The organism is Bradyrhizobium sp. TM239 (genome assembly GCF_036247985.1).
Taxonomy (GTDB): domain Bacteria; phylum Pseudomonadota; class Alphaproteobacteria; order Rhizobiales; family Xanthobacteraceae; genus Bradyrhizobium; species Bradyrhizobium ottawaense.
Map to the genome: position 1 here is coordinate 204142 of NZ_BTIR01000011.1, position 24385 is coordinate 228526.

A 24385-nucleotide genomic window follows, 5' to 3' on the forward strand; every position below is an offset into this window, starting at 1 on the left:
TCGCAACCCCACGCACCAGCGGCCGAACCCATGCCGCGCTCAAGCCGCCGCGGTCGAGTCCCGCACGGTCCGCACCACGACCGAGCGGAGCTGCTCGAGATTGGCCGCCATGCCGGCGATCGCCTGCCTGACCTCGGCGGCGCGCTCGTTCACGGACGCGGCGTCGCGGCTGACATTGCCGATCTTGGCCGAGACCTCCTTCGCCGCCGACGCCGATTCGGAAATCGACCGCGTGATCTCCCGCGTCGCGGCGTCCTGCTGCTCCATCGCGGCGGCAACCGAGGTCGCCACGCCGTCGATCTCGACGATGTGCCCTCCCATCGTCTCGACGGCATCGACCGCGGCTTGCGTCGAGGTCTGGATCTCGGCGATCAGCCGCGTGATCTCCTCGGTGGATTTGGCGGTCTGGTCGGACAAGGACTTCACTTCGGCGGCAACCACGGCGAAGCCGCGGCCGGCCTCGCCGGCGCGGGCGGCCTCGATCGTGGCGTTGAGTGCCAGAAGGTTGGTCTGGCCGGCGATACCGCCGATGAGGTCGGAGACCTCGGCGATCTTCTTCACCGATCCGGCCAATGCCTGGATGGTCGAACGCGCCTGCTCGCGGCCGGCGACCGCCGATTTTGTGACGGTGCTGGTCCGCACGACCTGGCTTGCGATCTCGCGGATCGAGGCGCTCAGTTCTTCGGCCGCGGCCGAGACGGTCTGCGAGCTGCCGAGGGCCTGGGTGGAGGCCGCCGCGACAGCCTGCGACTGAGCGGAGAGCGACCTTGCGATCTCGGACAGGCTGGAGGCGGCCCGCTCGACGCCTTGCGTCGCCGCTCCTGCCGTGTCGACCGATCGGCCGGTCTCGCGCTCGACGGTCTCGGCCATCTGGTGCAGGGCGGAGCGCTTGGCGAGCGCCGCCTCCTGCTCCTGCCGCAACTGCTCCTCGCGCAGGCGGGAATTCTCGACCGCCGCCCGCTTGAACACCCCAAGCGCCCCCGCCATCGAGCCGACCTCGTCCTTACGGTCAGCGAAAGGAATGTCGGCGGCGAGATCGCCGGTCGCAAGCTTCTGCATCGTATCCGTCATGCGCACGATCGGGCGCACCACGCCGAGGGCGACACCGAGCAGGCCCGCGGCAACGAAGGCGAGGACAGCGGCGGAGACGCCGAGGAGGATATAAAGCATCGAGCTGTCGCGGTCCGCCGCCAGCTTCTCCATGGCGGCATTCTGCTTGTTGGCGCTCTCGACGATGCTGTCGATCACGGCGCGATGCGCGGTGTAGGCGTCCTTGAGCTGCGCATAGGCGCGCTCGGAAGCGGCCGCGTCCTTGGCCTTGAGGGCTGGCAGGAGCTGGCCGGACGCCGTCCAGAACTTCTGCACCTCGGCGTCGGACTTGGACACCAGCGCGGTCTTCAGGTCGGCCGAGAGGCTGGAGGTGACCCAGAACGCCTTGCGCTCGTCGTAGTCCTTGCGGAGCTGCACCAGGCGTTCGCCGTGGGCCGCCAGCTGGTCCGGCTCGCGCATGGCCAGCGTCGCCTCGAGATAGGCCTCGATGACATATTCCGGCGGCGGCAGAATGTCCGCGATGAGATCGTTGCCGAGCTTGATGTCGGAGTAGAGCGGACCGCCGACCTTGAGCTCTTTCAAGGCGTACAGGCTGGTCGAAACCACGGCGGCAAAACCGATGGCGAGAACGATGCCGAACGCGACAATCGCAGAGGACAACGACAGACGAAATTTCATGAAACAATCCGGGGCGGCGTCGAAACTACGGCCACCCTAGACGAATACGGTAAATACGGGATTGCTTCGCGCTGGAATTGTATCGCGCGAACCCCGCACAACTACGGGAATTTAACGTCAAGCCATCGGTATTTGGGTCAGAGAGGCTGACGCACACACGTGCGGGAGGATCGTTTCGGCCGGAGGCAGCCTCGGCTGCGATGCGCCAGACGAGGCATGCGTGCCGAGGATCTAACCTCCCCGGCACGCATTGCCTCACACGTCGAAGAACACCGTCTCGTTGTCGCCCTGAAGCCGCAGGTCGAGCCGGTAGGCCGGCTTGCCGGCCTCGCGCACCGCGGTCAGCGTGGCGCGGCGCTCGGTGGGCACCAGCGCCAGCACCGGATCGGCGGCGTTGCCGGCCTCGTCGCTGAAATAGATCCGGGTGTAGAGATGTCGCAGCATGCCGCGGCCGAACACCGCGAGGAGGATGTGCGGCGCCTGCGGCTTGCCGTCGGGATCCGGCACCGCGCCCGGCTTGATGGTCTCGAACGCGTAATTGCCGTCCTTGTCGGTGCCGCAACGGGCAAAGCCGCGGAAGCTCGCATTCGGCAGCGCACGCTTGTCCTGCGGGTCGGCAAAGCGGCCCTGCGCGTCCGCCTGCCAGATCTCCAGCATGCAATCCGGCACGGCAACGCCGTCACCGTCGAACACACGCCCCTCGATGCGGATGCGCTCGCCGGTGACGTCCGGCGTCAGCGTCGAGTTGGTGAACGCGTCGTTCCAGGCGTATTCGCCGTTCGGCGTGAGGCCGTATTTGAAGAACGGACCGACCGTCTGCGATGGGGTGATCCCGTCGGGCGTCACAGAATCCTGCACTTAGTGATTCTCCATGGGGGTGGCGTTCTTGCCGCGCAGCACGACGTCAAAGCGGTAGCACAGCGCCCATTCGGGCTGGGTGTTCTCGAGATCGAACGAGGAGACCATCCGCGCCCGCGCCTTCTCGTCCGGCACCGAGTTGAAGATCGGATCGAACGGGAACAGCGGATCGTTCGGAAAATACATCTGCGTCACGAGGCGCGTGACGAAGGAATGGCCGAACACCGACAGATGGATGTGCGCGGGACGCCACGCATTGTGGTGATTGCCCCAGGGGTAGGCACCCGGCTTGATGGTGACGAAGCGGTAGTAGCCGGCAGCATCGCTCACGGCGCGGCCGGCCCCCGTGAAATTCGGATCGAGCGGTGCCGGATGCTGGTCGCGGACATGGACGTAGCGGCCGCAGGAATTGGCCTGCCAGATCTCGACCAGCGAGTTCGGCACGCCGCGGCCGTCCTCGTCGCGCACATGGCCGTGCACGATGATGCGCTCGCCGATCGGCTCGCCCTTGTGCTGGGTGGTAAGGTCGTTGTCGCCCTCGCGCACGGTCTCGTGGCCGTAGACCGGACCGGTCAGCTCCGACAACGTGTGGCGCATCGGGATCAAGGGCTTGTTCGGCGCACGCTTGATCGAGCTCTTGTAGTCGGGCGACAGCGGCAGCGGATGCGCCTTGTTGCTGTCAGTGGGATAGATGAATGTCATGGGCGAACTCCTCCCCGGCCATTGTGGCCCGGCCGGACAACTTCCGCCAATCATTATAGGATATAACTAATTGGGGGAAGCGGGTTTGAGCCCTATTTGATCGGCGGACGCGGCAGCACGGCTTCCCCGACTTCGAGCCGGTAGACATGGTCGAGCGAATACCAAGGCGTCGCAACATCGCGTTCGGTCGGATGTGGCGCGTCATGCCGCAGGAACTTGCCGATCAGCGCCTGCGTCACGCCGAACTGCACGTCGCTGTCGATATGGGGATCGTTGGGATCGTAGACCTGCGAGATCAGGACCTTGAAGCCCGGCTTGAAGATCAGGGCATGCAGATGCGCGGGGCGATAGGGATGGCGGCTCTGCGCCTCCAGCAGGCGGCCGACCACGCCGTTGGTCGGAATGGGATAGCCGATCATCATTACCGAACGAAACGAGAAGCGCCCATCCTGGTCGGTCGCGAACTTGCCGCGCAGGTTCATGTCGGCCTGGTCGGGATCCTGGTTCTCGTAAAGGCCCACCGGAGAAGCGTGCCAGACATCGACCTCGGCGCCGACGACTGGACGGCCGTCCTTGTCCACGACGCGGCCGTTCACGAACAGGGGCGCGCCGGGGGTCTCGGAGCGGACGATCGATCCGCCATTCTCGACCCGCGGCGAGTTCAACCGCCAGAACGGCCCGAGCAGCGACTGATCGGTTTCGGTATTACCCTGATCGCCGTTGTTGAGCAGGCACACCAGCGGCGAGACGCCGAGTGAGCCCGCCATCAGCACCACTTCGTTGTGCGTATCGGTGGTCAGCTTGCCGAGCTCGGCGATGACAGCAGTGGCATCGCGAAACTCCTTCTCGGTCAGGCGGACGTCGCGCACGAAGCCGTGCAAATGCTTGACCAGGGAGATCATGATCTGACGGAGCCGCGGATCCGATGTCCGCTCCATCACCGCCAGGGCCGCGGCCGTGACGTCCTGCTCGCGCTCGATGATCATGGGACGGTCCTTGAAGCGACCCGTGTAACGCCAACACTGTCATTCCGGGATGGTCCGAAGGACCAGACCCGGAATCTCGAGATCCCGGGTTCAGCCCTTTCGGGCTGCCCCGGGATGACGGGACGCGTAGCGTCCCGTCAGTTCAGCTTCTCGATCGCGACCGCGACGCCCTGGCCGACGCCGACGCACATGGTGGCGAGCGCGAGCTTGCCGCCGCGCTTCTCCATGCCGTGGACGGCGGTGAGCGCGAGGCGCGCGCCGCTCATGCCGAGGGGATGGCCGAGCGCGATGGCGCCGCCATGCGGATTGACGAAATCCGCATCGTCAGCGACGCCGAGCTGGCGCATGCAGGCAATGCCCTGCGAGGCGAAGGCCTCGTTGAGCTCGATCAGGTCGAAATCGCTGATCTTCTTGCCGAGCCGCTCCATCAGCTTGCGGGTCGCGGGCACCGGGCCGATGCCCATGATGCGCGGCGGCACGCCGGCCGAGGCGAGGCCGAGGATGCGCGCACGGGGCGTCAGGCCGTGCTTCTTCACCGCGGCTTCGGATGCCAGGATCATGGCCGCGGCGCCGTCATTGACGCCGGAGGCGTTGCCGGCGGTGACCGTGCCGGGATTGCGCACGATCGGCTTCAGTTTTGCCAAACCTTCCAGCGTGGTCTCGGGACGCGGATGCTCGTCCTTGTCGACCGTGATCGGGCCAGCCTTGCCGCCGGGAATGGTGATCGGGATGATCTCTTCCGCAAAATAGCCGGCGGCGATCGCCTTGCCTGCGCGCTGCTGCGAGCGGATGGCGAAGGCGTCCTGGTCGGCGCGCGAGACCTGGAATTCCTCGGCGACGTTCTCGCCGGTCTCCGGCATGGCATCGACGCCGTACTGCGCCTTCAGCAGCGGATTGATGAAGCGCCAGCCGATGGTGGTGTCGAAGATCTCGGCCGAACGCGAGAAGGCTTCCTGTGCCTTGCCCATCACGAAGGGCGCGCGGGTCATGGATTCGACGCCGCCGGCAATGGCGAGCTCGATCTCGCCGGAGCGGATGGCGCGGCCGGCCGCACCGACCGCATCCAGGCCGGAGGCGCAGAGCCGGTTGAGCGTCTGGCCGGGAACCGAGTCCGGCAGACCTGCGAGCAGCAGCGCCATGCGGGCGACGTTGCGGTTGTCCTCGCCGGCCTGGTTGGCACAGCCGAAGAAGACTTCGTCCACCTGCGCCCAGTCGAGATTGGGGTGTTTTGCCATCAGCGCCTTGATCGGGGCCGCCGCAAGATCGTCGGCACGCACTTTGGCGAGCGAGCCGCCGAAACGGCCGATCGGGGTCCGCACGGCATCGCAGATAAAGACGTCACGCATCGCTGTTCTCCCTGAATGCCGCGGTTCGGCCAGAATTCTTCAATGACGGCGGAGTTTTAGGAGGGCGCCCGCAGCAGGTCAATTGACCGATACACGCGTGTTCCGAGGGGGCCACACGCCGGCCACGCATGCCGCGATGCGGACAACGTGGAAAACCCGCTCCTCCCGGCCAAAGCGATAGGAGCAGGAGGCGAAATTTTGTAGGTTGCGCCGCCCATGACAGTACAACAGCCGATACCCGTGCCGCCCCCCGACGAAGTGCCCGCCTCGCCGGCGGAAGCCATCGCGCGCGTGACGCCGATGATGGAACAGTACCTGGAGATCAAGGCGGCGCATCGGGGCCTGCTGCTGTTCTACCGGATGGGCGATTTTTACGAATTGTTCTTCGAGGACGCCGAGATCGCCTCCAGAACGCTCGGCATCGTCTTGACCAAGCGCGGCAAGCATCAAGGCGCGGACATCCCGATGTGCGGCGTGCCGGTCGAGCGCTCCGAGGATTATCTGCACCGCCTGATCTCGGCCGGCCACCGCGTCGCGGTGTGCGAGCAGACCGAGGATCCTGCGGCCGCGAAAGCGCGCGGCAACAAGAGCGTGGTCCGCCGCGGCGTGGTGCGGCTGGTCACGCCGGGCACGCTGACCGAGGACACGCTGCTCGATGCCCGCGCCAACAATTATCTGCTCGCGATCGCGCGCGCCCGCTCCTCTGCCGGCGGCGACCGCTTCGGCCTCGCCTGGATCGACATCTCGACCGCCGAGTTCACCGTGATGGAATGCTCGGGCGGCGAGCTCGCCGCAACGCTGGCGCGCATCAACCCGAACGAGGCCATCGTCACCGACGCGCTCTATAACGACAACGAGCTCGGACAGACCTTGCGCGAGCTGCCGGCCGTGACACCGCTGACCCGCGACGTCTTCGACGGCGCCACCGCCGAGAAGCGTCTCTGCGACTACTTTGCCGTCGCGACCATGGACGGGCTGGCGCAGCTGACGCGGCTGGAGGCTACCGCAGCCGCAGCAGCCGTCACCTATGTCGACCGCACTCAGGTCGGCAAGCATCCGCCGCTGTCGCCGCCCGCGCGCGAAGCCTCGGGCGCAACGATGGCGATCGACCCGGCCACGCGCGCCAATCTGGAACTGACGCGAACGCTCGCCGGCGAACGCCGCGGCTCGCTGCTCGATGCGATCGACTGCACGGTAACCTCGGCGGGCTCGCGCCTGCTTGCCCAACGCCTGGCCGCGCCGCTGACGGATGCGCCGGCGATCGCGCGTCGGCTCGATGCGGTCAGCGTCTTCGTCGCCGATTCAGCTGCGCGCGAAGACATCCGCAGCATCCTGCGCGGTGCGCCCGACATGTCGCGGGCGCTGGCGCGTCTATCGGTCGGCCGCGGCGGCCCGCGCGATCTCGCGGGGCTCCGCGACGGCATCATCGCCGCCGACCAGGTGCTGGCGCGGCTTGGCGAACTCGATCAGCCGCCGCAGGAGATCGCGGCGGTGATGGCGGCCTTGCAGCGACCGTCGCGCGAGCTCGCATCCGAATTCGCCAGCGCGCTCGACGAGCAGCTGCCGCTGATCAAGCGCGACGGCGGCTTCGTTCGACAGGGCTATGAGCCCGCGCTCGATGAAGCCCGAAACCTGCGCGATGCCTCGCGTCTCGTCGTCGCCTCGATGCAGGCGCGCTACGCCGACACGACCGCCGTGAAAGGACTCAAGATCCGGCACAACAACGTGCTCGGCTATTTCGTCGAGGTCACCGCGCAGCACGGCGACAAGCTGATGTCGGCGCCGCTGAACGCCACCTTCATCCATCGCCAGACGCTGGCGGGCCAAGTGCGCTTCACCACTTCGGAACTCGGCGAGATCGAAGCCAAGATCGCCAATGCCGGCGACCGCGCCCTCGGGCTCGAGCTCGAGATTTTCGAGCGGCTGTCAGCCAAGGCCATGGCGATCAGCGACGATCTGCGCGCCGCCGCCCACGCCTTCGCCTTGCTCGACGTTGCGACATCACTGGCAAAACTCGCGGTCGACGACAATTATGTGCGGCCGGACGTGGACGACTCGCTCGGCTTTGCGATCGAGGCCGGCCGCCATCCGGTGGTGGAGCAGGCCTTGAAGCGCAATGGCGAGCCGTTCATCGCCAATGCGTGCGACCTCTCGCCAAGCCCTGCGCAAAAGTCCGGCCAGCTCTGGCTGCTCACCGGTCCCAACATGGCCGGTAAATCGACCTTCCTGCGCCAGAACGCGCTGATTGCCCTTCTTGCCCAGATCGGCAGCTTCGTGCCGGCCACGCGGGCGCGGATCGGCATCATCGACCGCCTGTTCTCCCGCGTCGGCGCCGCCGACGATCTCGCCCGCGGCCGCTCCACCTTCATGGTGGAGATGGTCGAGACCGCGGCGATCCTGAACCAGGCCGGCGAGCGCTCGCTCGTGATCCTCGACGAGATCGGCCGCGGCACCGCGACCTTCGACGGCCTCTCGATCGCCTGGGCCGCGATCGAGCATCTGCACGAAAGCAATCGCTGCCGCACGCTGTTCGCCACGCATTATCACGAGCTGACCGCGCTCTCGGCCAAGCTGCCGCGGATGTTCAACGCCACCGTGCGGGTGAAGGAATGGCAGGGCAATGTCGTGTTCCTGCACGAGGTGCTGCCGGGCTCGGCCGATCGCTCCTACGGCATCCAGGTGGCCAAGCTCGCCGGCCTGCCGCCGGCGGTGATCACGCGCGCGAAGTCGGTGCTCTCCAAGCTGGAGGCGCAGGACCGCGGCCAGACCGCGCGGGCGCTGGTGGACGACCTGCCTCTGTTCGCCGTGCCCTCGCGCGCGGCGGCCGAAGCCGCTCCGCCGAGCGAGGCGGACCTCTTGATGGACGCCGTGAAGGCGCTGCATCCGGACGAGATGTCGCCACGCGAGGCGCTGGATGCGCTCTATGCCTTGAAGGCCAAGCTGCCGAAGCAGTGAAGGTGCAGCAGGGTGGGTTAGCCGAAGGCGTAACCCACCACGTCCGTCACCGCAGAAACTGAAGAGGTGGGTTACGCTGCGCTAACCCACCCTACGCTTCCGAGCGTTTGCCTACGCCCTCGCCGCGATCGCCGCGGCCTCGGCGGCCGCGCGCTGCATGCTGGTCGACATCTCGTTCGTCACCGTGCTCTGCTCTTCGACGGCAGCTGCCGTCGAGGTGACGTATTCGCTGACATTGTTGATCGCCTGCTTGATCGAGCCGAGCGCGCTGACGACGTCGCCGGAGATGCCGTTGAGGCTGCCGATCTCCTGGCCGATCTTGTCGGTGGCCTGCTTGGCCTGATTGGCGAGGCTCTTCACTTCGGAGGCGACCACGGCAAAGCCGCGGCCGGCTTCGCCGGCCCGGGCGGATTCGATCGTGGCGTTCAGCGCCAAGAGGTTGATCTGGCCGGTGATGCTGTTGATCATCTCGACGATGCCGCTCATCGACTGCGCCGCCTCGGTGAGGCGCTGGGCCTGAGCGTCGGCGGAGGCGACCTGCTCCACCGCGCTCATCGCGGTCTCGCGGGACTTGGTCATCGCCTCGGAGATCTCCCGCACCGACGCGTTCAGCTCCTCCGAACCGGCGGCGACGGATTCCATCATGCCGCGCACGCGCTCGTTGCCCATGCGGACCAGCACCTGCTTCGTGGTGTCGGTGGCATATTTCACGACCTTGAACGGCCTGCCGTTGAGGTCGAGGATCGGGTTGTAGGAGGCCTGGATGTAGACCTCCTTGCCGCCCTTGCCGATGCGCTTGTATTCGGCCGCCTGGTATTGACCGCGGTTGAGCGCGGCCCAGAACTCGCGATAGGCGGCGCCGTCGCGCTCCGAGGGCTCGACGAACATGCTGTGGTGCTTGCCCTTGATCTCGGCCAGCGAGTAGCCGAGCGTGCCGAGGAAGTTGGCGTTGGCGGTGATGATCGTGCCGTCCATGTTGAACTCGATCACGGCCTGCGCCTTGTCGATGGCCGCGATCTGACCGGCGAGATCGGCGTTCTTCAGCTTCTCCGCAGTCACCTCGGTCGCGAATTTGACGACACCGTACGGCTTACCCGTCTCGTCGAGCAGCGGATTGTAGGACGCGAGAATCCAGACCTCGCGGCCGCCCTTGCCGATCCGCTTGAATTCACCGGCCTGGTAGTCGCCGCGGTTGAGTGCGGCCCAGAACTCGCGATAGGCCGCGCCGTTGCGGTCGGCCTCGGCCACGAACAGGCTATGATGCTTGCCCTCGATCTCGGCCAACGAATAGCCGAGCGCCTTGCAGAAATTCTCGTTGGCGGTGACGATGGTGCCGTCGAGCCTGAACTCGATCACGGCCTGGGCGCGGCTGATGGCGGCGATCTTCGAAGCATCCGTCATGCTCCGCATCTTCTTCGCGGTGATGTCGGTCGCGATCTTGGCGACCATCACCGTCTTACCATTGCCGTCGAGCACCGGATTGTAGGCTGCTTCGATCCAGACTTCGCGGCCGCCCTTCGCGATCCGCTTGAACTCGCGGGCCTGACACTCGCCACGGTTCAACGCAGCCCAGAACGCCTTGTACTCGGCGCTGTCGCGCTGGTCGGCCGGCAAGAACATGGAATGATGCTTGCCCTGAATCTCGTCAAGCTGATAGCCGAGGGCGTCGAGAAAGTTCTTGTTGGCCGTGATAATCGTGCCATCCAGATTGAATTCGATCATGGCCTGGGAGCGGCCGATCGCATCGAGCCGTGCTTGTGCATCAATCTGGGACTTGCGACCGAACATCAAAGAATCTCCATCTCGAAATTACGTGGACAGCTCGTAGGGGAAGTGACCGTCGCGGCGAAACAGCCGTACTCAAATAACAATTCCCGCGAGTCCCGGCACTCGGATGCAGCTGGGACGAGTTCGCGCCGATGACAGCGGAGCGGGTATGCAGGATCATTCCTACGGTAAAAGCTCGAATAAAGTTCTAATAGAAGTGTCGGAAACCAGCAGGACCGGGAACGATCCGGCGGGCGTCGAGAGCAGCCATCCGCGGCCCTGCGACTTGAAATGACGTTTCTCATTCAATGGCTTGGGAAGATGCTGCGCTGCCAATCGGCATGAGACGTAGTCTCCGACACGTCCTTTCGCGACGCGATGTCGCGCGTGTCCGTAGTCTCACGGCCCTTGCCGCGCCTTGTGCATCGCGCGTCGGCCGATTCCCCACAGCGTCAGATTCCAGGCGACGCAGGTGCCGAGCGCGAGACACAGACCGGCGGCCGAGCCGAACGACACCACTGCAACGTGCAGGACGGCGATTGCGGTGCCGAATCCGAGCAGACCCCAGGCGGAGTTGGCGAGCACGGCGGCGGTCGGGGGGCCGCCGATCCGCGGATGCAGGATCACCATGATGCTGGAGAACACGACGGGATACAGCGCGATGATGCCGCTGATGCGGGGGCCGACCCAACCCGAGGTCGAGACCACGATGGCGACCAGGGTCGCGACCAGTGCAGCCCGCATCGGCACGTCGTACCAGCGACGCGTGACCAGCGGCATCTTCACATGGCGATAGCCCGCCAGCAGCGGAATGCAGATGCCGAAGGCGATCAGATTGGCGGCGAGCCCGGCGGTGAGCGACCAGTCGAATTGGCGGATGATCGAGGCAAGCACGATCCAGACGGCAACCGCACTTCCACAACTCACCGCGAGACCATGCCGCTGCGCCAGCACGACATAAATGAGGCACATGAAGATCGTCGCAGCATTGATCGGAAGGCTCGCCAGCGAGCCCTGCGCGATGAAGGCGGCATCGTGGTCGAGCGCGAGGAAGACGTAGGAGGGACCGGCCGAGATCGGCAGGGTCGCGACCAGCGCGCCGATCACCGGACCGGCGCGCTCGGTGATGATCGAGGCCGTCACGACGAACGCCGCCGCGATCGCCATGCGCAGGAGAAGAAAGAGGAGGAAGTGGAGATCGGGGGACATTCTGTCTGTCATTCCGGGGCGCGCGAAGCGCGAGCCCGGAATCCATAGCCACAGGCCGTACTGGTTTGAGAGCTGGAGCAACGACCGTGCGAAATCACGACGGCCTGGGGTTATGGGTTCCCGCCTCCGCGGGAACGACACCATCCGTGGAGTAGCGGCTTTCGCCCCTCACATCCGCTGCATCGACACCGAAACCTTCGGGCCGTTCTTGATGGTCTGGTAGACCACGCAATAGCGCTCGGTCAGCTTGAGCAGGAGATCGAGCTTGTCCTGCGGCGCCGATGTGTCGACCTCGAAGCGTAGACGGATCTCGGCGAAGCCGACCGGGGTCTCCTTGTCGACGCCGAGCGTGCCGCGGAAATCGAGATCGCCCTCGGCATAGACGTTGCCGGTTTTGAGCGGCACCTCGATCGCGGTCGCGACCGACTTCAGGGTGACGCCGGCACAGGCGACGAGCGCCTCAAGCAACATGTCCCCGGAGCAGAGCTCGAGGCCGGAACCGCCGGTCGCCGGATGCAGGCCGGCAAGCGCGATGGCGCGGCCGGTCTCGACCTTGCAGGCGATGCCTTCGCTGTCGGTGGAGCCCTTGGCCTTCAGCGTGATCAGCGCGGTCTTGGGATCGGTCTTGTAGCGCTCCTTGATCGGAGCCTGCATCTGGCGCAGCTCTGCAGCGTCCATTTTCGTTCTCTCCCGGAAAATTGCCCCTCGATGTACCGGTTCAGAGCGAAATTGTCACCACCACATGGCCTGACCGGGACCCTGGGTTGCGTCACGGTCGGGCACATTGCGGTCGAGCGAACGGTCGAGTGACGTCAGCACACTTCGCTTGAAATTCTCGAACAGCGGCGAATTGCGGTCGCGTGGGCGGCCGAGATTGATCTCGATCTGGTCGAACAGCCGCCCCGGTCGCGGCCGCATCACCAGGACGCGGTCGGCGAGCACCACGGCCTCGTCGACGTCGTGTGTGACGAGGATGAGCGTCGGCCGCGTATCGGCCCAGAGGTCGAGCAGATGATCCTGGAGATCCCTGCGGGTGAAGGCGTCGAGCGCGGAGAACGGCTCGTCAAGCAGCAGCACCTCCGGCTGCGGCACCAGCGCCCGCGCGATCGCAACCCGCTGCGCCTGCCCGCCGGAGAGCTCGCGCGGCCAGGCCTGCGCCTTGTCGGCGAGACCAACGCGTTCGAGCGCGCGCGCCACCTTCTCGCGGCGCTCGGCCGCGGGCAGATCGGCGAGTCCAAAACCGATATTGTCGGCGACGCTGAGCCAGGGCAGCAGCCGCGGCTCCTGGAAGATGATGCCGATCTTGGCATGCGGCGAGACGATCGCCTCATTGTCGAGCGTCACCGTGCCCGAGCTGGCGCGGTCGAGCCCGGCGACGGCGCGCAGCAGCGTGGACTTGCCACAGCCGGAGCCACCGATGATGGCGATGATCTCGCCTTGCCTGATTTCGGCGGAGAAGCGCGAAAGCGCCTGCACGCCGTTGGGATAGGTCTTGCTGACCCGGTCGAGCGCCAGCATTGCCTCAAGCTCCCTTCGCGCGCCCGAAGGCATCCTGCCAGCGCAGGAACGGTGCGGCCGCAACCTCGATCAGCCAATCGGTGAGCTTGCCCAGGATGGCGAAGATCACGATGGCGGCGAGGATCTGCGCGGGCTTGCCGAGCTGCTGGCCGTCGAGCAGGAGATAGCCGAGGCCTTCGGAGGCGCCGATCAGCTCGGCCGCGACCACGAACATCCAGCCGAGGCCGAGACCGACGCGCAAGGACACGACATAGGCCGGCAGCACCGCCGGCAAGAGGATGCGGCGGATCATCGCCGGGCCGGACAGGCGGAAGGTACGGCCGACCTCGACGATCTTGCGATCGACGATGAGGATCGCCCCCATCACACCGAGATAGACCGGGAAGAACACGCCGACCGCGATCAGCGCGACCTTCGAGGTCTCGAAGATGCCGAGCCAGAGGATGAACAATGGCACCCAGGCGAGCGAAGGGATTGCACGCAGCGCCTGCACGGTCGGATCGAGCAGCCGGCGCGCCAGCGACCAGTAGCCGGAGACGGCCCCCAGCAACGTGCCGGCGATCACGCCGAAGGCGAAGCCGAGCCCGACGCGCCACAGCGTTGCGGTGATGTGGCGGACCAGCTCGCCGGAGCGGGCGAGCTCGGCGAGGGTGGCAAAGACGCGCGAAGGCGGCGGCACCAGCCGGCCGTTGGACCAGCCGAGCCACACCACGAGCTCCCAGCCGATCGCAAGCGTCAGCGGCAGCAGCAGCCCCAGCACCGGCCGCGCATAGCGCGCGGCGCGCGAAGGCGCGGCGGCGGTCTCGGCCGGTTCCGAAGTCTGTTGCAAGGCTGGCGCGTCGGAGATCATGGCCGGTAGGAAGCGCGTCTTGTGTGGGATTGCAACAGTGTTGCCAAGTCTCAGCCGTCGTCCCGGCGAAGGCCGGGACCCATAACCACAGGAAGGAGTGGTTATAGGGACTCGGAGTTACCACGTTCGCGCCAAACCGCTCCCTGTGGCTATGGGTCCCGGGCTCGCTTCGCGCCCCGGGACGACGGCGGTGGTTGCCGCACGTGCTCTTTCCACCTGCGTAGCCCGGATGGAGCGAAGCGCAATCCGGGAATCGCATCGCGGGAAAGACCGTCCCGGATTACGCTGCGCTCCATCCGGGCTACGAGACCGAGATCAATTCGTCGGCAGCGGGACCTGGTCGTCGATCAGGGCGTCGAGCGTCGCCTTCACATCAACCTTGGCATCGACGACGCCCGCCTGCTGCAAAGCGAGGCCCGCGGCGAGGATCGACTCGCGCTGGGCTGCGCCGATGCGGCTGTGGGTGAGCTCGGTGCGCTCCTTGAGCTGCTTGTCGACGACCGCGTCGGGGAGTTTTGTGACCGCGATGAAGGTCTTCTTGAGCTCGTCGTAATTCGCCAGCGAGTATTTGCGCGCCTCTTCGTACACCGCGAGCACGCGGCGGGCGGCATCGGGATAGTCCTTCAAGAACTGCTCGCGCACATTGAGGATGCCCCAGGTGTTGGCATCGGCCTTGCGATAGAACAGTTTTGCGCCCTCCTCGACCTCGGCCTGCGCCATCATCGGATCGAGGCCGGCCCAGGCGTCGACGTCGCCGCGGATCAGCGCGGTCTTGCCGTCGGCGTGCTGGAGCAGCACAGGGGTGATGTCCTTTTCGGTGAGGCCCGCCCCGAGCAGCGCGCGCACCAGGAAGATGTGCGGATCGGTGCCGCGCGTCACTGCGACGCGCTTGCCCTTGAGGTCGGCCACACCGGTGATCTTGGAATCCTTTGATGTCACCAGCGCCGTCCACTCAGGGCGCGAATAGACATAGATCGACTTGATCGGATTGCCGTTGATGCGGGCGACCAGCGCCGCCGAACCCGCGGTCGAGCCGAAATCGATCGAGCCGGCATTGAGGAATTCGAGCGCCTTGTTGGAGCCGGCCGACTGCACCCAGGTGACGGTGATGCCGTCCTTGGCGAACTCCTTCTCCAGGAGCCCCTTCTGCTTCAGAACCATCGACACCGGATTGTAAGTCGCCCAGTCGATGCGGATTTCCTTGAGCGGATCGGCCGCCTTGGCCGCGGGGGTCATTGCGAGCGCAACCGCTCCCGCCAACAGAATGCGTCGCGTAATTCCGGTCATGCCCAGCCTCCTCCAAAACTTCATTGTTTTTCAATGAGTTATATCTAGAGGTCAACGAGAAAATCCGCCCCTTGAAAGCGCACCGGCCGAGAACAGATTTGCCCAAAGCCGCAGCTTTCCAGCATGGAACGACTATTGCCAGAGAATGGCGGGTGACAGCGCCTGTCACCTCTTATATCCGGTGAGACATGGACAGCGTCGCGACTGAGCACAAGGCCGAGGTGGACGATCGTTTCGACACTGCGCGGATCACCGCCGCGGTCGATGCGCTTGCCGAAAAGCACCAGGGACGCGAGGACGCGTTCCGCACGGCCATGGCGCAATTGCTCAAGGCCGAGCTGATCGCGGCACGCGCTGCGGCACAGGAAATCCTCCTGAAGGACCGCCACGGGAGGCGCTGCGCCGAGCGGCTGTGTCACGTGCAGGACGAGATCATCCGCATCCTGTATTCGGCGGCGACCCGCCATCTCTACCGCTCGCCGATCCCGAGCGGCGCCGAGCGCATGGCGGTGGTCGCGACCGGCGGCTACGGCCGCGGCCTGATGGCGCCCGAATCCGACATCGATCTTTTGTTCATCCTGCCCTACAAGCAGACCGCCTGGGGCGAGCAGGTCGCCGAAGCCATTCTCTATTGCCTCTGGGACATGGGGCTGAAGGTCGGCCACGCCACGCGATCGGTGGACGAGTCGATCCGGCAGGCGCGCGGCGACATGACCATCCGCACCGCGATCCTGGAAACGCGCTTCCTCACCGGCGACAAGCCGCTCTATGAGGAGCTGGTCGAGCGCTTCGACAAGGAAGTCGTGCAGGGCACCGCGTCCGAATTCGTCACCGCAAAGCTGGCCGAGCGCGAGGAGCGCCATCGCCGCGGCGGCCAGTCGCGTTACCTGGTCGAGCCCAACGTCAAGGACGGCAAGGGCGCACTTCGCGACCTGCACACGCTGTTCTGGATCGCCAAATACGTCTACCGCGTCCGCGACACCGGCGAGCTGGTCGAGCGCGGCGTGTTCGATGCGCAGGAATACCGCAGCTTCCGCCGTTGCGCCGATTTCCTCTGGTCGGTGCGTTGCAATCTGCACTTCTACTCCGGCCGCGCCGAAGAGCGTCTCTCCTTCGACCTCCAGCGCGAGATCGCGGTGCGGCTCGGCTACACCTCGCATCCCGGCATGCAGGACGTCGAGCGCTTCATGAAGCACTACTTCCTGGTCGCCAAGGAAGTCGGCAACCTCACCGCCATCCTCTGCGCCAAGCTCGAGGACCAGCAGGCCAAGCCCGCGCCGGTCTTGAGCCGGATGATGGCGCGGCTGCGGCCGACCGCGGCGAAGCGGCGCGTCCCCGACAGCGACGACTTCATCGTCGACAACAACCGCATCAACGTCGCCGCGCCCGACGTGTTCAAGCACGATCCGGTCAATCTGATCCGGATCTTCCGCCTCGCGCAGAAGAACAACCTCGCCTTCCATCCGGATGCGATGCGCGACGTGACGCGGTCGCTCGGCCTGATCAATGCGCAGATGCGCGAGAATCCCGAGGCCAACCGGCTGTTCATGGAGATCCTGACCTCCGACAACGCCGAGATCGTGCTGCGGCGGATGAACGAGACCGGCGTGCTCGGCCACTTCATCCGCGCCTTCGGCAAGATCGTCTCGATGATGCAGTTCAACATGTATCATCACTACACCGTCGACGAGCATCTGATCCGCTGCATCGGCTTCCTCCAGGACATCGAGCGCGGCGGCATCGAGGAGTTCACCCTCGCCAGCGACCTGATGCGCAAGTCCCGGCCCGAGCACCGGTCGGTGATCTACATCGCGACGCTGCTGCACGATGTCGCCAAGGGCCGGCCCGAGGACCATTCGATCGCCGGCGCCAAGGTGGCGCGGCGGCTGTGTCCGCGGCTCGGGTTCAGCCCGGCCGACACCGAACTCATCGCCTGGCTGATCGAGGAGCATCTGACGATGTCCACGGTCGCGCAGTCGCGCGACCTCTCCGACCGCAAGACCATCGAGAATTTCGCCGCCGTGGTGCAGTCGGTCGAGCAGATGAAGCTGCTGACGATCCTGACCACCGCCGACATCCGAGGCGTCGGTCCCGGCGTGTGGAACGGCTGGAAGGCGCAGCTGTTGCGCTCGCTGTACTACGAGACCGAGCCGGTGCTGACCGGCGGCTTCTCGGAAGTCGACCGCGGCAAGCGCCTCACCGCCGCCTACGCCGAATTCCGAAATGCCTTCGCCGAATGGCCGGCGGAGGAGCTCGATGCCTATATCGGCCGGCACTACCCGGCATACTGGCTCAAGGTCGAGCTGGCGCGCAAAATTCGCCACGCCCGCTTCGTCCGCTCCAGCGAACAGGCCGGCCATAAGCTCGCGATCAATGTCGGCTTCGACGAGGTGCGCGGCGTCACCGAGCTGACGATCTTCGCGGCCGACCATCCCTGGCTGCTGTCGATCATCGCCGGCGCCTGCGCTTCGGCCGGCGCCAACATCGTCGACGCCCAGATCTACACCACGACCGACGGCCGCGCGCTCGATACCATCTCGATCTCGCGCGAATACGACCGCGACGAGGACGAGGGACGACGCGCCACCCGCATCGGCGAGATGATCGAGGACGTGCTGGAAGGCAAGCTGCGCCTGCCTGAAGTGGTGGCGCGGCGCACCGTGCGCAGCAAGGCGCGCCCCTTCGTGATCGAGCCGGAAGTCACCATCAACAATCAATGGTCCGACCGCTACACCGTGATCGAGGTGTCCGGCCTCGACCGGCCCGGCCTGCTCTACGAGCTGACCACCGCGATTTCGAAGCTCAACCTCAACATCGCCTCAGCCCATGTCGCGACGTTCGGCGAGCGCGCGCGCGACGTGTTCTACGTCACCGACCTCCTGGGCGCGCAGATCAGCGCGCCGACCCGGCAGGCCGCGATCAAGAGCGCGCTGACCCATGTGATGGCCAGCGACAAGGCGGTCCAGCCGGCGGCGTGACTTTCTTTCGTCATTCCGCGCTCGTCGGCCAATAGGACCTAACTCCCAACTATCATCGTGCCGATTTTTGTTCAGAGTATCGCAGCGCGTTCACGAGCGCAGACAGCGCGGCGGGTTGATGCTGACGGCTGGGATAATACATGAAGAAGCCGGGAATTGGCGGCGTCCAATCCTCCAGCACCCGAACAAGGCGGCGCTTCGCAATATATTCGGCGACCTGCTCTTCATAGGCGAGCCCGATACCAACTCCAGCGAGCGCTGCCTGAATTACCAGGTGTGTGTCGTCAATGATGAGCGGGCCGTTCACGTTGATCGTGACCGACTTACGTCCTTGCTCAAACTCCCATCGATATGGTCCACCTGCAAGACGCAGGGTAATGCACCGATGATCGTTCAGATCCCTCGGCTGTTCGGGGATCCGTCGTGAAGCGAAATAGCGCGGCGACCCTATGACCGCCAATCGCAGTTCGGGTGTGACGCGAACCGCGATCATGTCCTTTTGAATGTACTCGCCAAGCTGAATACCGGCATCGAACTCGCCTGCAACGAGGTCCACGGGGCCCGTGACGGTGACGACGTCCAGAACGATGTCAGGGTAGGCCTCAGCGAAGGCTCTGAGCCGCGGCAACAATACCATCACCGCAGCCGATCGCGACATGACGATTCGAAGGCGACCTTCGGGTCGGCGCCGAATGCTTCGGGCTTTGTCGAGGGCATGACGGATTTGCTCGAGCGCCGGAGACAGATCTTCCAGGAGAGCGGCCCCCGCAGCGGTCGGTGCAACGCTCTTGGTCGTTCGAGCGAGCAGCTTCAGCTCAAGCCGTTGCTCGAGCCTCCGAATTGTGTGGCTCAAGGCAGACTGAGACACACCCAGCCTTGTCGCAGCGCGTGTGAAGCTTCGTTCCCTGGCCACGATCGCAAACGCGGCAAGCTCGTTCATTTCGTTTGTCATCATCATGAATATTGCTCATGAGCCCATGCCATTCAAGACGCCTATTCTCATAAGCTACCTTGCCGTAGGTTTTGCACGAGCACGGGAGACGATCTGCACTGCTTCTGCCCGTGGGGCAGGTGGACGCTCGGCACAGCCGGCCGGACGGCATGAATGAGTCCGGTGCAAAAGCTTTGAGGATGACAATGGATACGGACGTTCCCGCCTTGCGCTCCCTTGCGCAGACTTATTTCGATGCCGCCTATGAAATGGATGCCGAGAAATTTGCATCCATATTTCACCCATCGAGTTCCGTGACGAGGGTTGCCGACGACGGCAACGTGGGCGTGACGCCGATTGCGTCCTGGCTGGCGGTGGTCCGCAACACGAAAGCTCCGAAGCAACAGGGCTCCGAGCGAGAGGATCAGATCTTATCGATCGACGTTGAAAGCGAGCTCGCGCTTTTGAAAGTCAAATTGCGTATTCCGCCGCGCACATTCACCGACCTGTTGTCATGCTTGAAGGTGAACGGGACCTGGAAGATAGCGCAGAAAGTGATGACGTCGAAAGTCTGACGATTTCGGTTACGGCAGAGCAGCGTCCATGAGGCAGGTGCTGGCACGGTTCGCTCAACGCATTCTCGAGCGGACTCTCAGACCTGCACCCCTTCATGCCGCAGCAGCCAGCGCTTGCGCGCGAGCCCGCCGCCGTATTTCACCAGCGAGCCATCTGCGCCGATCAGGCGATGGCAGGGCAGCACCACGCTGATCGGATTAGAGCCGTTGGCGTGGCCGACGGCTCTAATGGCTCTTGGCAAATCGATTTTTGCGGCGAGCGCGCCGTAGCTCATCGTGGTGCCGGCGGGGATGTGAGCCAGCGCGTTCCAGACCTTCTGCTGGAACGGCGTGCCGGCGATGCGCCATGCGATGGCCGAGAGCTGACCGAGATCGCCGTCGAAATAGCCCGACAGCGCAATCCGTATCGCCGTCGGCGCAGGCTGATCACTCAGATCCACTGCGCCATAATGCAGGCGCAGCAATTCGCGCATGCGGTGCTCGTAATCCTCCCAGTCGAGCGCCCGCAAGGCGCCCTCCGCATCGGTCACGAGCAGCGCGACGCCGATCGGCGTCACCAGGCGATCGAGGCCGAAGCGTTCAGGCGTCTTGGTTGATCGGGCGGGCATCGCGGCACCAGGCAATCGAAACACACCCATCGCACTTGCCATGCCGGCCGTGCTATCGTCCACCCGAAAGCTGACGCTGGGGGAGCTCAACTTGATCCTGATCGCCAATATCCTGGTGGCGCTGGTCGCCGCACTGCACGTCTTCTTCCTGATCCTGGAGATGTTCCTCTGGGACAAGCCGCAAGGAATGAAGGTGTTTCGCAACACGCCGGAGAAGGCCGAGATCACGAAAGTGCTGGCCGCCAATCAGGGCCTCTATAACGGCTTCCTCGCCGCGGGTCTGATCTGGGGTCTCGTCCACGGCAACCCGGCCTTCGCATTCCAGATCAAGGCGTTCTTCCTGCTTTGCGTGATCGTGGCCGGGGCCTATGGCGCTGCGACCGTCAGCACCCGCATCCTGATGGTGCAGGCCCTTCCGGCGGCGGTCGCGCTGGTCGTTTTGTTCCTGGCCTGAGACGCCTGACCCAGGACTCCCTGACCCAGGGCTCCCTGACCTGAGACGCTACGGCGCAGCGCTGCGATCCTTGCGCGGCGGCGAAGCTTCCTCCACAATCTTCGGCAGCGATGGCGACCGTTGCAATCAACGGGAAAAGACCATCGACCGAAAATTCCGTCAGGAGGAACAACCAACATGACCAATCGCAGAGCTTTCTTAGCTGCCACGACAGCGCTCGCCTTCGCGTTCTCCGCGAACCAAGCCTTCGTAAGTGAAGCCTTCGCCCAGAAGAAATACGACACCGGGGCGACCGACACCGAGATCAAGATCGGCCAGACCGTGCCGTTCTCCGGCGCCTACTCCGTCTACGCCAATATCGGTAAGACCCAGGCCGCCTACTTCAAGATGATCAACGATCAGGGCGGCATCAACGGCCGCAAGATCAATCTGATCCAGTATGACGACGCCTATTCGCCGCCGAAGACGGTGGAGCAGGTGCGCAAGCTCGTCGAGGGCGACGAGGTGCTGTTCACGTTCCAGCTGATCGGCACCGCGGCCAATGCCGCCGTGCAAAAATATCTCAACGGCAAGAAGGTGCCGCAGTTGCTGGCCTCGACCGGCGCGGCCCGCTTCAACGATCCCCAGAACTATCCCTGGACCATCGCCTACAATCCCAACTACGTGTCCGAGGGCCGCATCTACGCCAAGTACATTCTCAAGGAGCATCCGAACGCCAAGATCGGCGTGCTCTATCAGAACGACGACATGGGCCGCGACTATCTCGCGGGCCTCAAGAGCGGCCTCGGCGACAAGGCCGCCAGCATGGTCGTCGGCGAGGTCTCCTACGAGGTCACCGACCCGACGGTCGACTCCCAGGTGGTCAAGCTGAAGTCGATGGGCGTCGACGTGTTCTTCGATGCCTCGACGCCGAAATTCGCGGCACAGGCGATCAAGAAGCTGGCCGACCTCGGCTGGACGCCGGTGCACATCCTCGACATCAATGCGAGCCCGATCTCGGCAACGCTGAAGCCGGCCGGCCTCGACATCTCCAAGGGCATCATCTCGACCCAATATGGCAAGGAGCCCAGCGATCCCCAGTGGAAGGACGATCCCGGCGTGAAGGCCTTCTTCGCCTTCATGGACAAGTATTTCCCGGAAGGCGACAAGCTCAACACCGTCAACACCTATGCCTATTCGGTGGCGGAGTTGCTGGTGCAGGTCCTGAAGCAATGCGGCGACGATCTGACGCGTGAGAACATCATGAAGCAGGTCGCCAACATCAAGGACTTCACGCCGAGCTTCGCCCTGCCCGGCATCAAGATCAACACCGGACCGAACGACTTCCGCGTCAACAAGCAGATGCAGATGATGAAGTTCAACGGCGAACGCTGGGAGCTGTTCGGACCGATCATCGAGGATTCGGGGCCTGCGGGTTAGCTCCAATCTCTTGGGGTGGGTTACGCTGCGGCTAACCCACCCCACAAAGGATGTGCGCCGCCCACCTTGCGTCGCAACAATCGTTCCTCCACACTCGCCCTCAGCGATGGCATCGGACGCGTCCTGCGGCCGGCAGATCATCGGCGATAACAAATTGAGGGAATTGCGAATGAGGAATGGAAAGCTGCATTTGGCCACGGCGCTTGCTCTGGCGCTGTCGATTTCAGCGGCCAATGCCCAGAAAAAATATGATCCGGGCGCGAGCGACACCGAGATCAAGGTCGGACAGACCATGCCGTTCTCGGGACCGGCGTCAGCCTATTCGTCGATCGGCAAGACGCAGGCCGCCTATTTCAAGATGATCAACGACCAGGGCGGCGTGAACGGCCGCAAGATCAATTTGATCCAGTATGACGACGCCTATTCGCCGCCGAAAGCCGTAGAGCAGATCCGCAAGCTGGTCGAGAGCGACGAGGTGTTGCTGACCTTCCAGATCATCGGCACGCCCGTGAACGCGGCCGTGCAGAAATATCTCAACGCCAAGAAGGTGCCGCAGCTGTTCGCGGCGACCGGGGCCTCGAGGTTCACTGATCCCAAGAACTTTCCGTGGACCATGGGCTTCAATCCCAATTACTTCGTCGAGGGCCGCATCTACGGCCAGTACATCCTGAAGGAGCATCCGAACGCCAAGGTGGGCGTGCTCTATCAGAACGACGACCTCGGCAAGGACTATCTGAACGGCATCAAGGCCGGCCTCGGTGACAAGGCCGCCAAGATGATCGTGACTGAAGCCTCCTACGAGGTGTCCGATCCCACCGTCGATTCGCAGGTCCTCAAGATCAAGGATGCCGGCGCCGACCTGTTCTTCAGTGCGACGACGCCGAAGCAGGCCGCGCAGGCGATCAAGAAGATCGCCGAAATGGGCTGGCATCCGGTCCAGATCGTCGACATCAACGCCACCTCGGTCGGCGCGGTGCTGAAACCCGCAGGCCTTGACGCCGCCAAGGGCCTGATCAGCGTCAACTACGGTAAGGAACCGCTCGATCCGACCTGGAAGGATGACCCCGGCATGAAGAAGTATTTCGACTTCATGGCGAAGTACTATCCGGATGGCGACAAGGATTCGAACTTCAACACCTACGGCTACAGCACCGCGCAGTTGCTGGTGCATGTGCTGCAGCAGTGCGGCGACAACCTGACGCGCGAGAACGTCATGAAGCAGGCAGCGTCACTGAAGGACGTCGTCAGCGACACTGCGCTGCCCGGCATCAAGGCCAACACGTCGCCGACCGACTACCGCGTCAACAAGCAGCTTCAGATGATGAAGTTCAACGGCGAGCGCTGGGAGCTGTTCGGCCCGATCCTGGAGGACGCGGGCCCGGCGGGCTAGCGGTTGCTCGATCTCTGAATGACGATCGGCGGCCTGCGGGCCGCCGATTTTTTTTGCCCCGTCTCTCACACCGTCACCCTGAGGCGGCCGCCCCTTTGGCGGCCCTCGAAGGGCGACGGCCCGGCTGATGGCCGCGCGGAAACATCCGGCCCGTACATCCTTCGAGGCTCCCGGCGCGATGCGTTGCATCGCGCCGCTCGCACCTCAGGATGACGGAGAGAGATCGCCGATTTGGCGGCGTCTACTCCGGTATCTCTCCAAAATTCTTCCCGATCGGCAGCACGGCGTGCCGGATCAGCCGCGAGTCCTCCACCGCGGCCTGGCGGTGCTTCACCGCTTCGCGGTAGACGGGATCGCGGATCATCTCGACGAAGGCTCCGACGCTCGGATATTCGGCGATGAAGCAATGGTCCCAGCGCTCGTCCTGCGGACCGATCAGCATCAGCTCGAATCTGCCTTGCCAGATGATGCGGCCGCCGAGGCGTTCGAACACCGGGCCACTCTCGCGGCCATAGGCCGCGTAGGCTTCGGCGCCGCTCGCCTTGCGGCCGTCCGGGTAGGCCGCCTCCTTGCGCAGGCGCACCAGGTTGAGCATGTGGATCGGACCCGGGCGGTCATTGTCCCGGAATTGCGCGAAGATCTCCTTGGTCGGATCGATATGGCCCATGTGGGTTTCCTCTGCGTGTTTCCTCGTGTTTTGTGCCGGCGATCCTAGCTCCGGCAAGCGATCGGCGGAACTGCGGCGGGCGAATGCCGCACCTCCTAATCGCGCGTTAAGGTCTGGGTAACCGGGCCTTAAACAGCGACCGCTAGCGTGCGGCGGG

The 24385-nt window shown here is 64.6% G+C and carries 20 protein-coding genes; 6 read left to right on the forward strand and 14 right to left on the reverse strand.

Going from position 1 to position 24385, the window contains the following annotated elements; all coding sequences use genetic code 11:
- Positions 1-39: 39 nt before the first annotated feature.
- From AABA84_RS19395 to pcaF, 5 genes are all read right to left on the reverse strand, one after another.
- Positions 40-1728 carry a methyl-accepting chemotaxis protein gene (locus tag AABA84_RS19395; RefSeq protein WP_338312789.1) on the reverse strand — a complete coding sequence of 563 codons (1689 nt, stop codon included), beginning with the start codon at positions 1726-1728 and terminating at the stop codon, positions 40-42.
- A gap of 255 nt (positions 1729-1983) precedes the next feature.
- Positions 1984-2586: a protocatechuate 3,4-dioxygenase subunit alpha gene (gene pcaG / locus AABA84_RS19400; RefSeq protein WP_212243730.1), complete on the reverse strand. Its 603-nt coding sequence runs from the start codon at positions 2584-2586 to the stop codon at positions 1984-1986.
- Positions 2587-3288 (reverse strand): protocatechuate 3,4-dioxygenase subunit beta, encoded by a 702-nt coding sequence (gene pcaH, locus AABA84_RS19405; RefSeq protein WP_212243729.1) that lies wholly within the window; start codon positions 3286-3288, stop codon positions 2587-2589. It abuts the gene before it with no gap.
- 92 nt (positions 3289-3380) lie between these two features.
- Entirely contained in the window at positions 3381-4274 is an 894-nt protein-coding gene (locus AABA84_RS19410; RefSeq protein WP_212243728.1) for a dioxygenase family protein, read from the reverse strand.
- A gap of 137 nt (positions 4275-4411) precedes the next feature.
- Positions 4412-5620, reverse strand: coding sequence for a 3-oxoadipyl-CoA thiolase (pcaF, locus tag AABA84_RS19415; RefSeq protein WP_063199236.1), 1209 nt, complete (start codon positions 5618-5620; stop codon positions 4412-4414).
- Positions 5621-5836: 216 nt separating this feature from the next.
- Between pcaF and mutS the strand changes: the two genes are divergently transcribed.
- Positions 5837-8575, forward strand: coding sequence for a DNA mismatch repair protein MutS (gene mutS, locus AABA84_RS19420; protein ID WP_338312790.1), 2739 nt, complete (start codon positions 5837-5839; stop codon positions 8573-8575).
- 111 nt (positions 8576-8686) lie between these two features.
- Here the strand turns inward: mutS and AABA84_RS19425 are convergent, their stop codons facing one another.
- The 6 genes from AABA84_RS19425 to AABA84_RS19450 all read right to left on the reverse strand — a co-directional run bounded on the left by AABA84_RS19425 (position 8687) and on the right by AABA84_RS19450 (position 15206).
- A complete protein-coding gene (locus AABA84_RS19425; protein WP_338312791.1) occupies positions 8687-10363 on the reverse strand; it encodes a methyl-accepting chemotaxis protein in 1677 nt (558 codons plus the stop codon).
- 378 nt (positions 10364-10741) lie between these two features.
- Positions 10742-11551 (reverse strand): hypothetical protein, encoded by an 810-nt coding sequence (locus AABA84_RS19430; RefSeq protein WP_338312792.1) that lies wholly within the window; start codon positions 11549-11551, stop codon positions 10742-10744.
- A 168-nt stretch (positions 11552-11719) separates the two neighbouring features.
- The gene (locus AABA84_RS19435; protein WP_028139616.1) at positions 11720-12229 is read right to left on the reverse strand and encodes an OsmC family protein; all 510 of its coding nucleotides are present in this window, start codon (positions 12227-12229) and stop codon (positions 11720-11722) included.
- Between the two features lie 54 nt (positions 12230-12283).
- Positions 12284-13069, reverse strand: coding sequence for an ABC transporter ATP-binding protein (locus tag AABA84_RS19440; protein ID WP_212243724.1), 786 nt, complete (start codon positions 13067-13069; stop codon positions 12284-12286).
- Positions 13070-13073: 4 nt separating this feature from the next.
- The gene (locus AABA84_RS19445; RefSeq protein ID WP_338312793.1) at positions 13074-13919 is read right to left on the reverse strand and encodes an ABC transporter permease; all 846 of its coding nucleotides are present in this window, start codon (positions 13917-13919) and stop codon (positions 13074-13076) included.
- 315 nt (positions 13920-14234) lie between these two features.
- Entirely contained in the window at positions 14235-15206 is a 972-nt protein-coding gene (locus AABA84_RS19450; protein WP_338312794.1) for an aliphatic sulfonate ABC transporter substrate-binding protein, read from the reverse strand.
- A 188-nt stretch (positions 15207-15394) separates the two neighbouring features.
- Between AABA84_RS19450 and AABA84_RS19455 the strand changes: the two genes are divergently transcribed.
- Positions 15395-18184 carry a [protein-PII] uridylyltransferase gene (locus AABA84_RS19455; protein WP_212243720.1) on the forward strand — a complete coding sequence of 930 codons (2790 nt, stop codon included), beginning with the start codon at positions 15395-15397 and terminating at the stop codon, positions 18182-18184.
- A 52-nt stretch (positions 18185-18236) separates the two neighbouring features.
- Here the strand turns inward: AABA84_RS19455 and AABA84_RS19460 are convergent, their stop codons facing one another.
- Entirely contained in the window at positions 18237-19142 is a 906-nt protein-coding gene (locus tag AABA84_RS19460) for a LysR family transcriptional regulator (RefSeq protein WP_212243716.1), read from the reverse strand.
- Positions 19143-19321: 179 nt separating this feature from the next.
- On the opposite strand from AABA84_RS19460, the gene AABA84_RS19465 reads away from it, so the two are divergent.
- On the forward strand, positions 19322-19690 hold the full coding sequence (locus tag AABA84_RS19465; protein ID WP_246549924.1) for a nuclear transport factor 2 family protein: 369 nt from the start codon (positions 19322-19324) through the stop codon (positions 19688-19690).
- Between the two features lie 77 nt (positions 19691-19767).
- On the opposite strand, the gene AABA84_RS19470 is transcribed toward AABA84_RS19465, so the two are convergent.
- Complete coding sequence (locus AABA84_RS19470) at positions 19768-20298, reverse strand: methylated-DNA--[protein]-cysteine S-methyltransferase (RefSeq protein ID WP_212243714.1); 531 nt, start codon at positions 20296-20298, stop codon at positions 19768-19770.
- 40 nt (positions 20299-20338) lie between these two features.
- On the opposite strand from AABA84_RS19470, the gene AABA84_RS19475 reads away from it, so the two are divergent.
- The 3 genes from AABA84_RS19475 (at position 20339) to AABA84_RS19485 (ending at position 23561) form a co-directional block, all read left to right on the forward strand.
- Positions 20339-20752 carry a DUF1304 domain-containing protein gene (locus AABA84_RS19475; RefSeq protein ID WP_212243713.1) on the forward strand — a complete coding sequence of 138 codons (414 nt, stop codon included), beginning with the start codon at positions 20339-20341 and terminating at the stop codon, positions 20750-20752.
- Positions 20753-20929: 177 nt separating this feature from the next.
- Positions 20930-22171 carry an ABC transporter substrate-binding protein gene (locus AABA84_RS19480; RefSeq protein WP_212243711.1) on the forward strand — a complete coding sequence of 414 codons (1242 nt, stop codon included), beginning with the start codon at positions 20930-20932 and terminating at the stop codon, positions 22169-22171.
- Between the two features lie 169 nt (positions 22172-22340).
- Positions 22341-23561 (forward strand): ABC transporter substrate-binding protein, encoded by a 1221-nt coding sequence (locus tag AABA84_RS19485; protein ID WP_338306099.1) that lies wholly within the window; start codon positions 22341-22343, stop codon positions 23559-23561.
- A 241-nt stretch (positions 23562-23802) separates the two neighbouring features.
- Here the strand turns inward: AABA84_RS19485 and AABA84_RS19490 are convergent, their stop codons facing one another.
- Entirely contained in the window at positions 23803-24228 is a 426-nt protein-coding gene (locus AABA84_RS19490; protein WP_338312795.1) for a DUF1330 domain-containing protein, read from the reverse strand.
- Between the last annotated feature and the right edge of the window lie 157 nt (positions 24229-24385).

Bases quoted from the DNA above. Each gene is read 5' to 3' on its own strand.
- AABA84_RS19395 (WP_338312789.1), bottom strand. From the start codon at position 1,728: ATGAAATTTCGTCTGTCGTTGTCCTCTGCGATTGTCGCGTTCGGCATC.
- pcaH (WP_212243729.1), bottom strand. From the start codon at position 3,288: ATGACATTCATCTATCCCACTGACAGCAACAAGGCGCATCCGCTGCCG.
- AABA84_RS19410 (WP_212243728.1), bottom strand. From the start codon at position 4,274: ATGATCATCGAGCGCGAGCAGGACGTCACGGCCGCGGCCCTGGCGGTG.
- pcaF (WP_063199236.1), bottom strand. From the start codon at position 5,620: ATGCGTGACGTCTTTATCTGCGATGCCGTGCGGACCCCGATCGGCCGT.
- mutS (WP_338312790.1), top strand. From the start codon at position 5,837: ATGACAGTACAACAGCCGATACCCGTGCCGCCCCCCGACGAAGTGCCC.
- AABA84_RS19425 (WP_338312791.1), bottom strand. From the start codon at position 10,363: ATGTTCGGTCGCAAGTCCCAGATTGATGCACAAGCACGGCTCGATGCG.
- AABA84_RS19430 (WP_338312792.1), bottom strand. From the start codon at position 11,551: ATGTCCCCCGATCTCCACTTCCTCCTCTTTCTTCTCCTGCGCATGGCG.
- AABA84_RS19435 (WP_028139616.1), bottom strand. From the start codon at position 12,229: ATGGACGCTGCAGAGCTGCGCCAGATGCAGGCTCCGATCAAGGAGCGC.
- AABA84_RS19440 (WP_212243724.1), bottom strand. From the start codon at position 13,069: ATGCTGGCGCTCGACCGGGTCAGCAAGACCTATCCCAACGGCGTGCAG.
- AABA84_RS19445 (WP_338312793.1), bottom strand. From the start codon at position 13,919: ATGATCTCCGACGCGCCAGCCTTGCAACAGACTTCGGAACCGGCCGAG.
- AABA84_RS19450 (WP_338312794.1), bottom strand. From the start codon at position 15,206: ATGACCGGAATTACGCGACGCATTCTGTTGGCGGGAGCGGTTGCGCTC.
- AABA84_RS19455 (WP_212243720.1), top strand. From the start codon at position 15,395: ATGGACAGCGTCGCGACTGAGCACAAGGCCGAGGTGGACGATCGTTTC.
- AABA84_RS19460 (WP_212243716.1), bottom strand. From the start codon at position 19,142: ATGATGATGACAAACGAAATGAACGAGCTTGCCGCGTTTGCGATCGTG.
- AABA84_RS19465 (WP_246549924.1), top strand. From the start codon at position 19,322: ATGGATACGGACGTTCCCGCCTTGCGCTCCCTTGCGCAGACTTATTTC.
- AABA84_RS19470 (WP_212243714.1), bottom strand. From the start codon at position 20,298: ATGCCCGCCCGATCAACCAAGACGCCTGAACGCTTCGGCCTCGATCGC.
- AABA84_RS19475 (WP_212243713.1), top strand. From the start codon at position 20,339: ATGCCGGCCGTGCTATCGTCCACCCGAAAGCTGACGCTGGGGGAGCTC.
- AABA84_RS19480 (WP_212243711.1), top strand. From the start codon at position 20,930: ATGACCAATCGCAGAGCTTTCTTAGCTGCCACGACAGCGCTCGCCTTC.
- AABA84_RS19485 (WP_338306099.1), top strand. From the start codon at position 22,341: ATGAGGAATGGAAAGCTGCATTTGGCCACGGCGCTTGCTCTGGCGCTG.
- AABA84_RS19490 (WP_338312795.1), bottom strand. From the start codon at position 24,228: ATGGGCCATATCGATCCGACCAAGGAGATCTTCGCGCAATTCCGGGAC.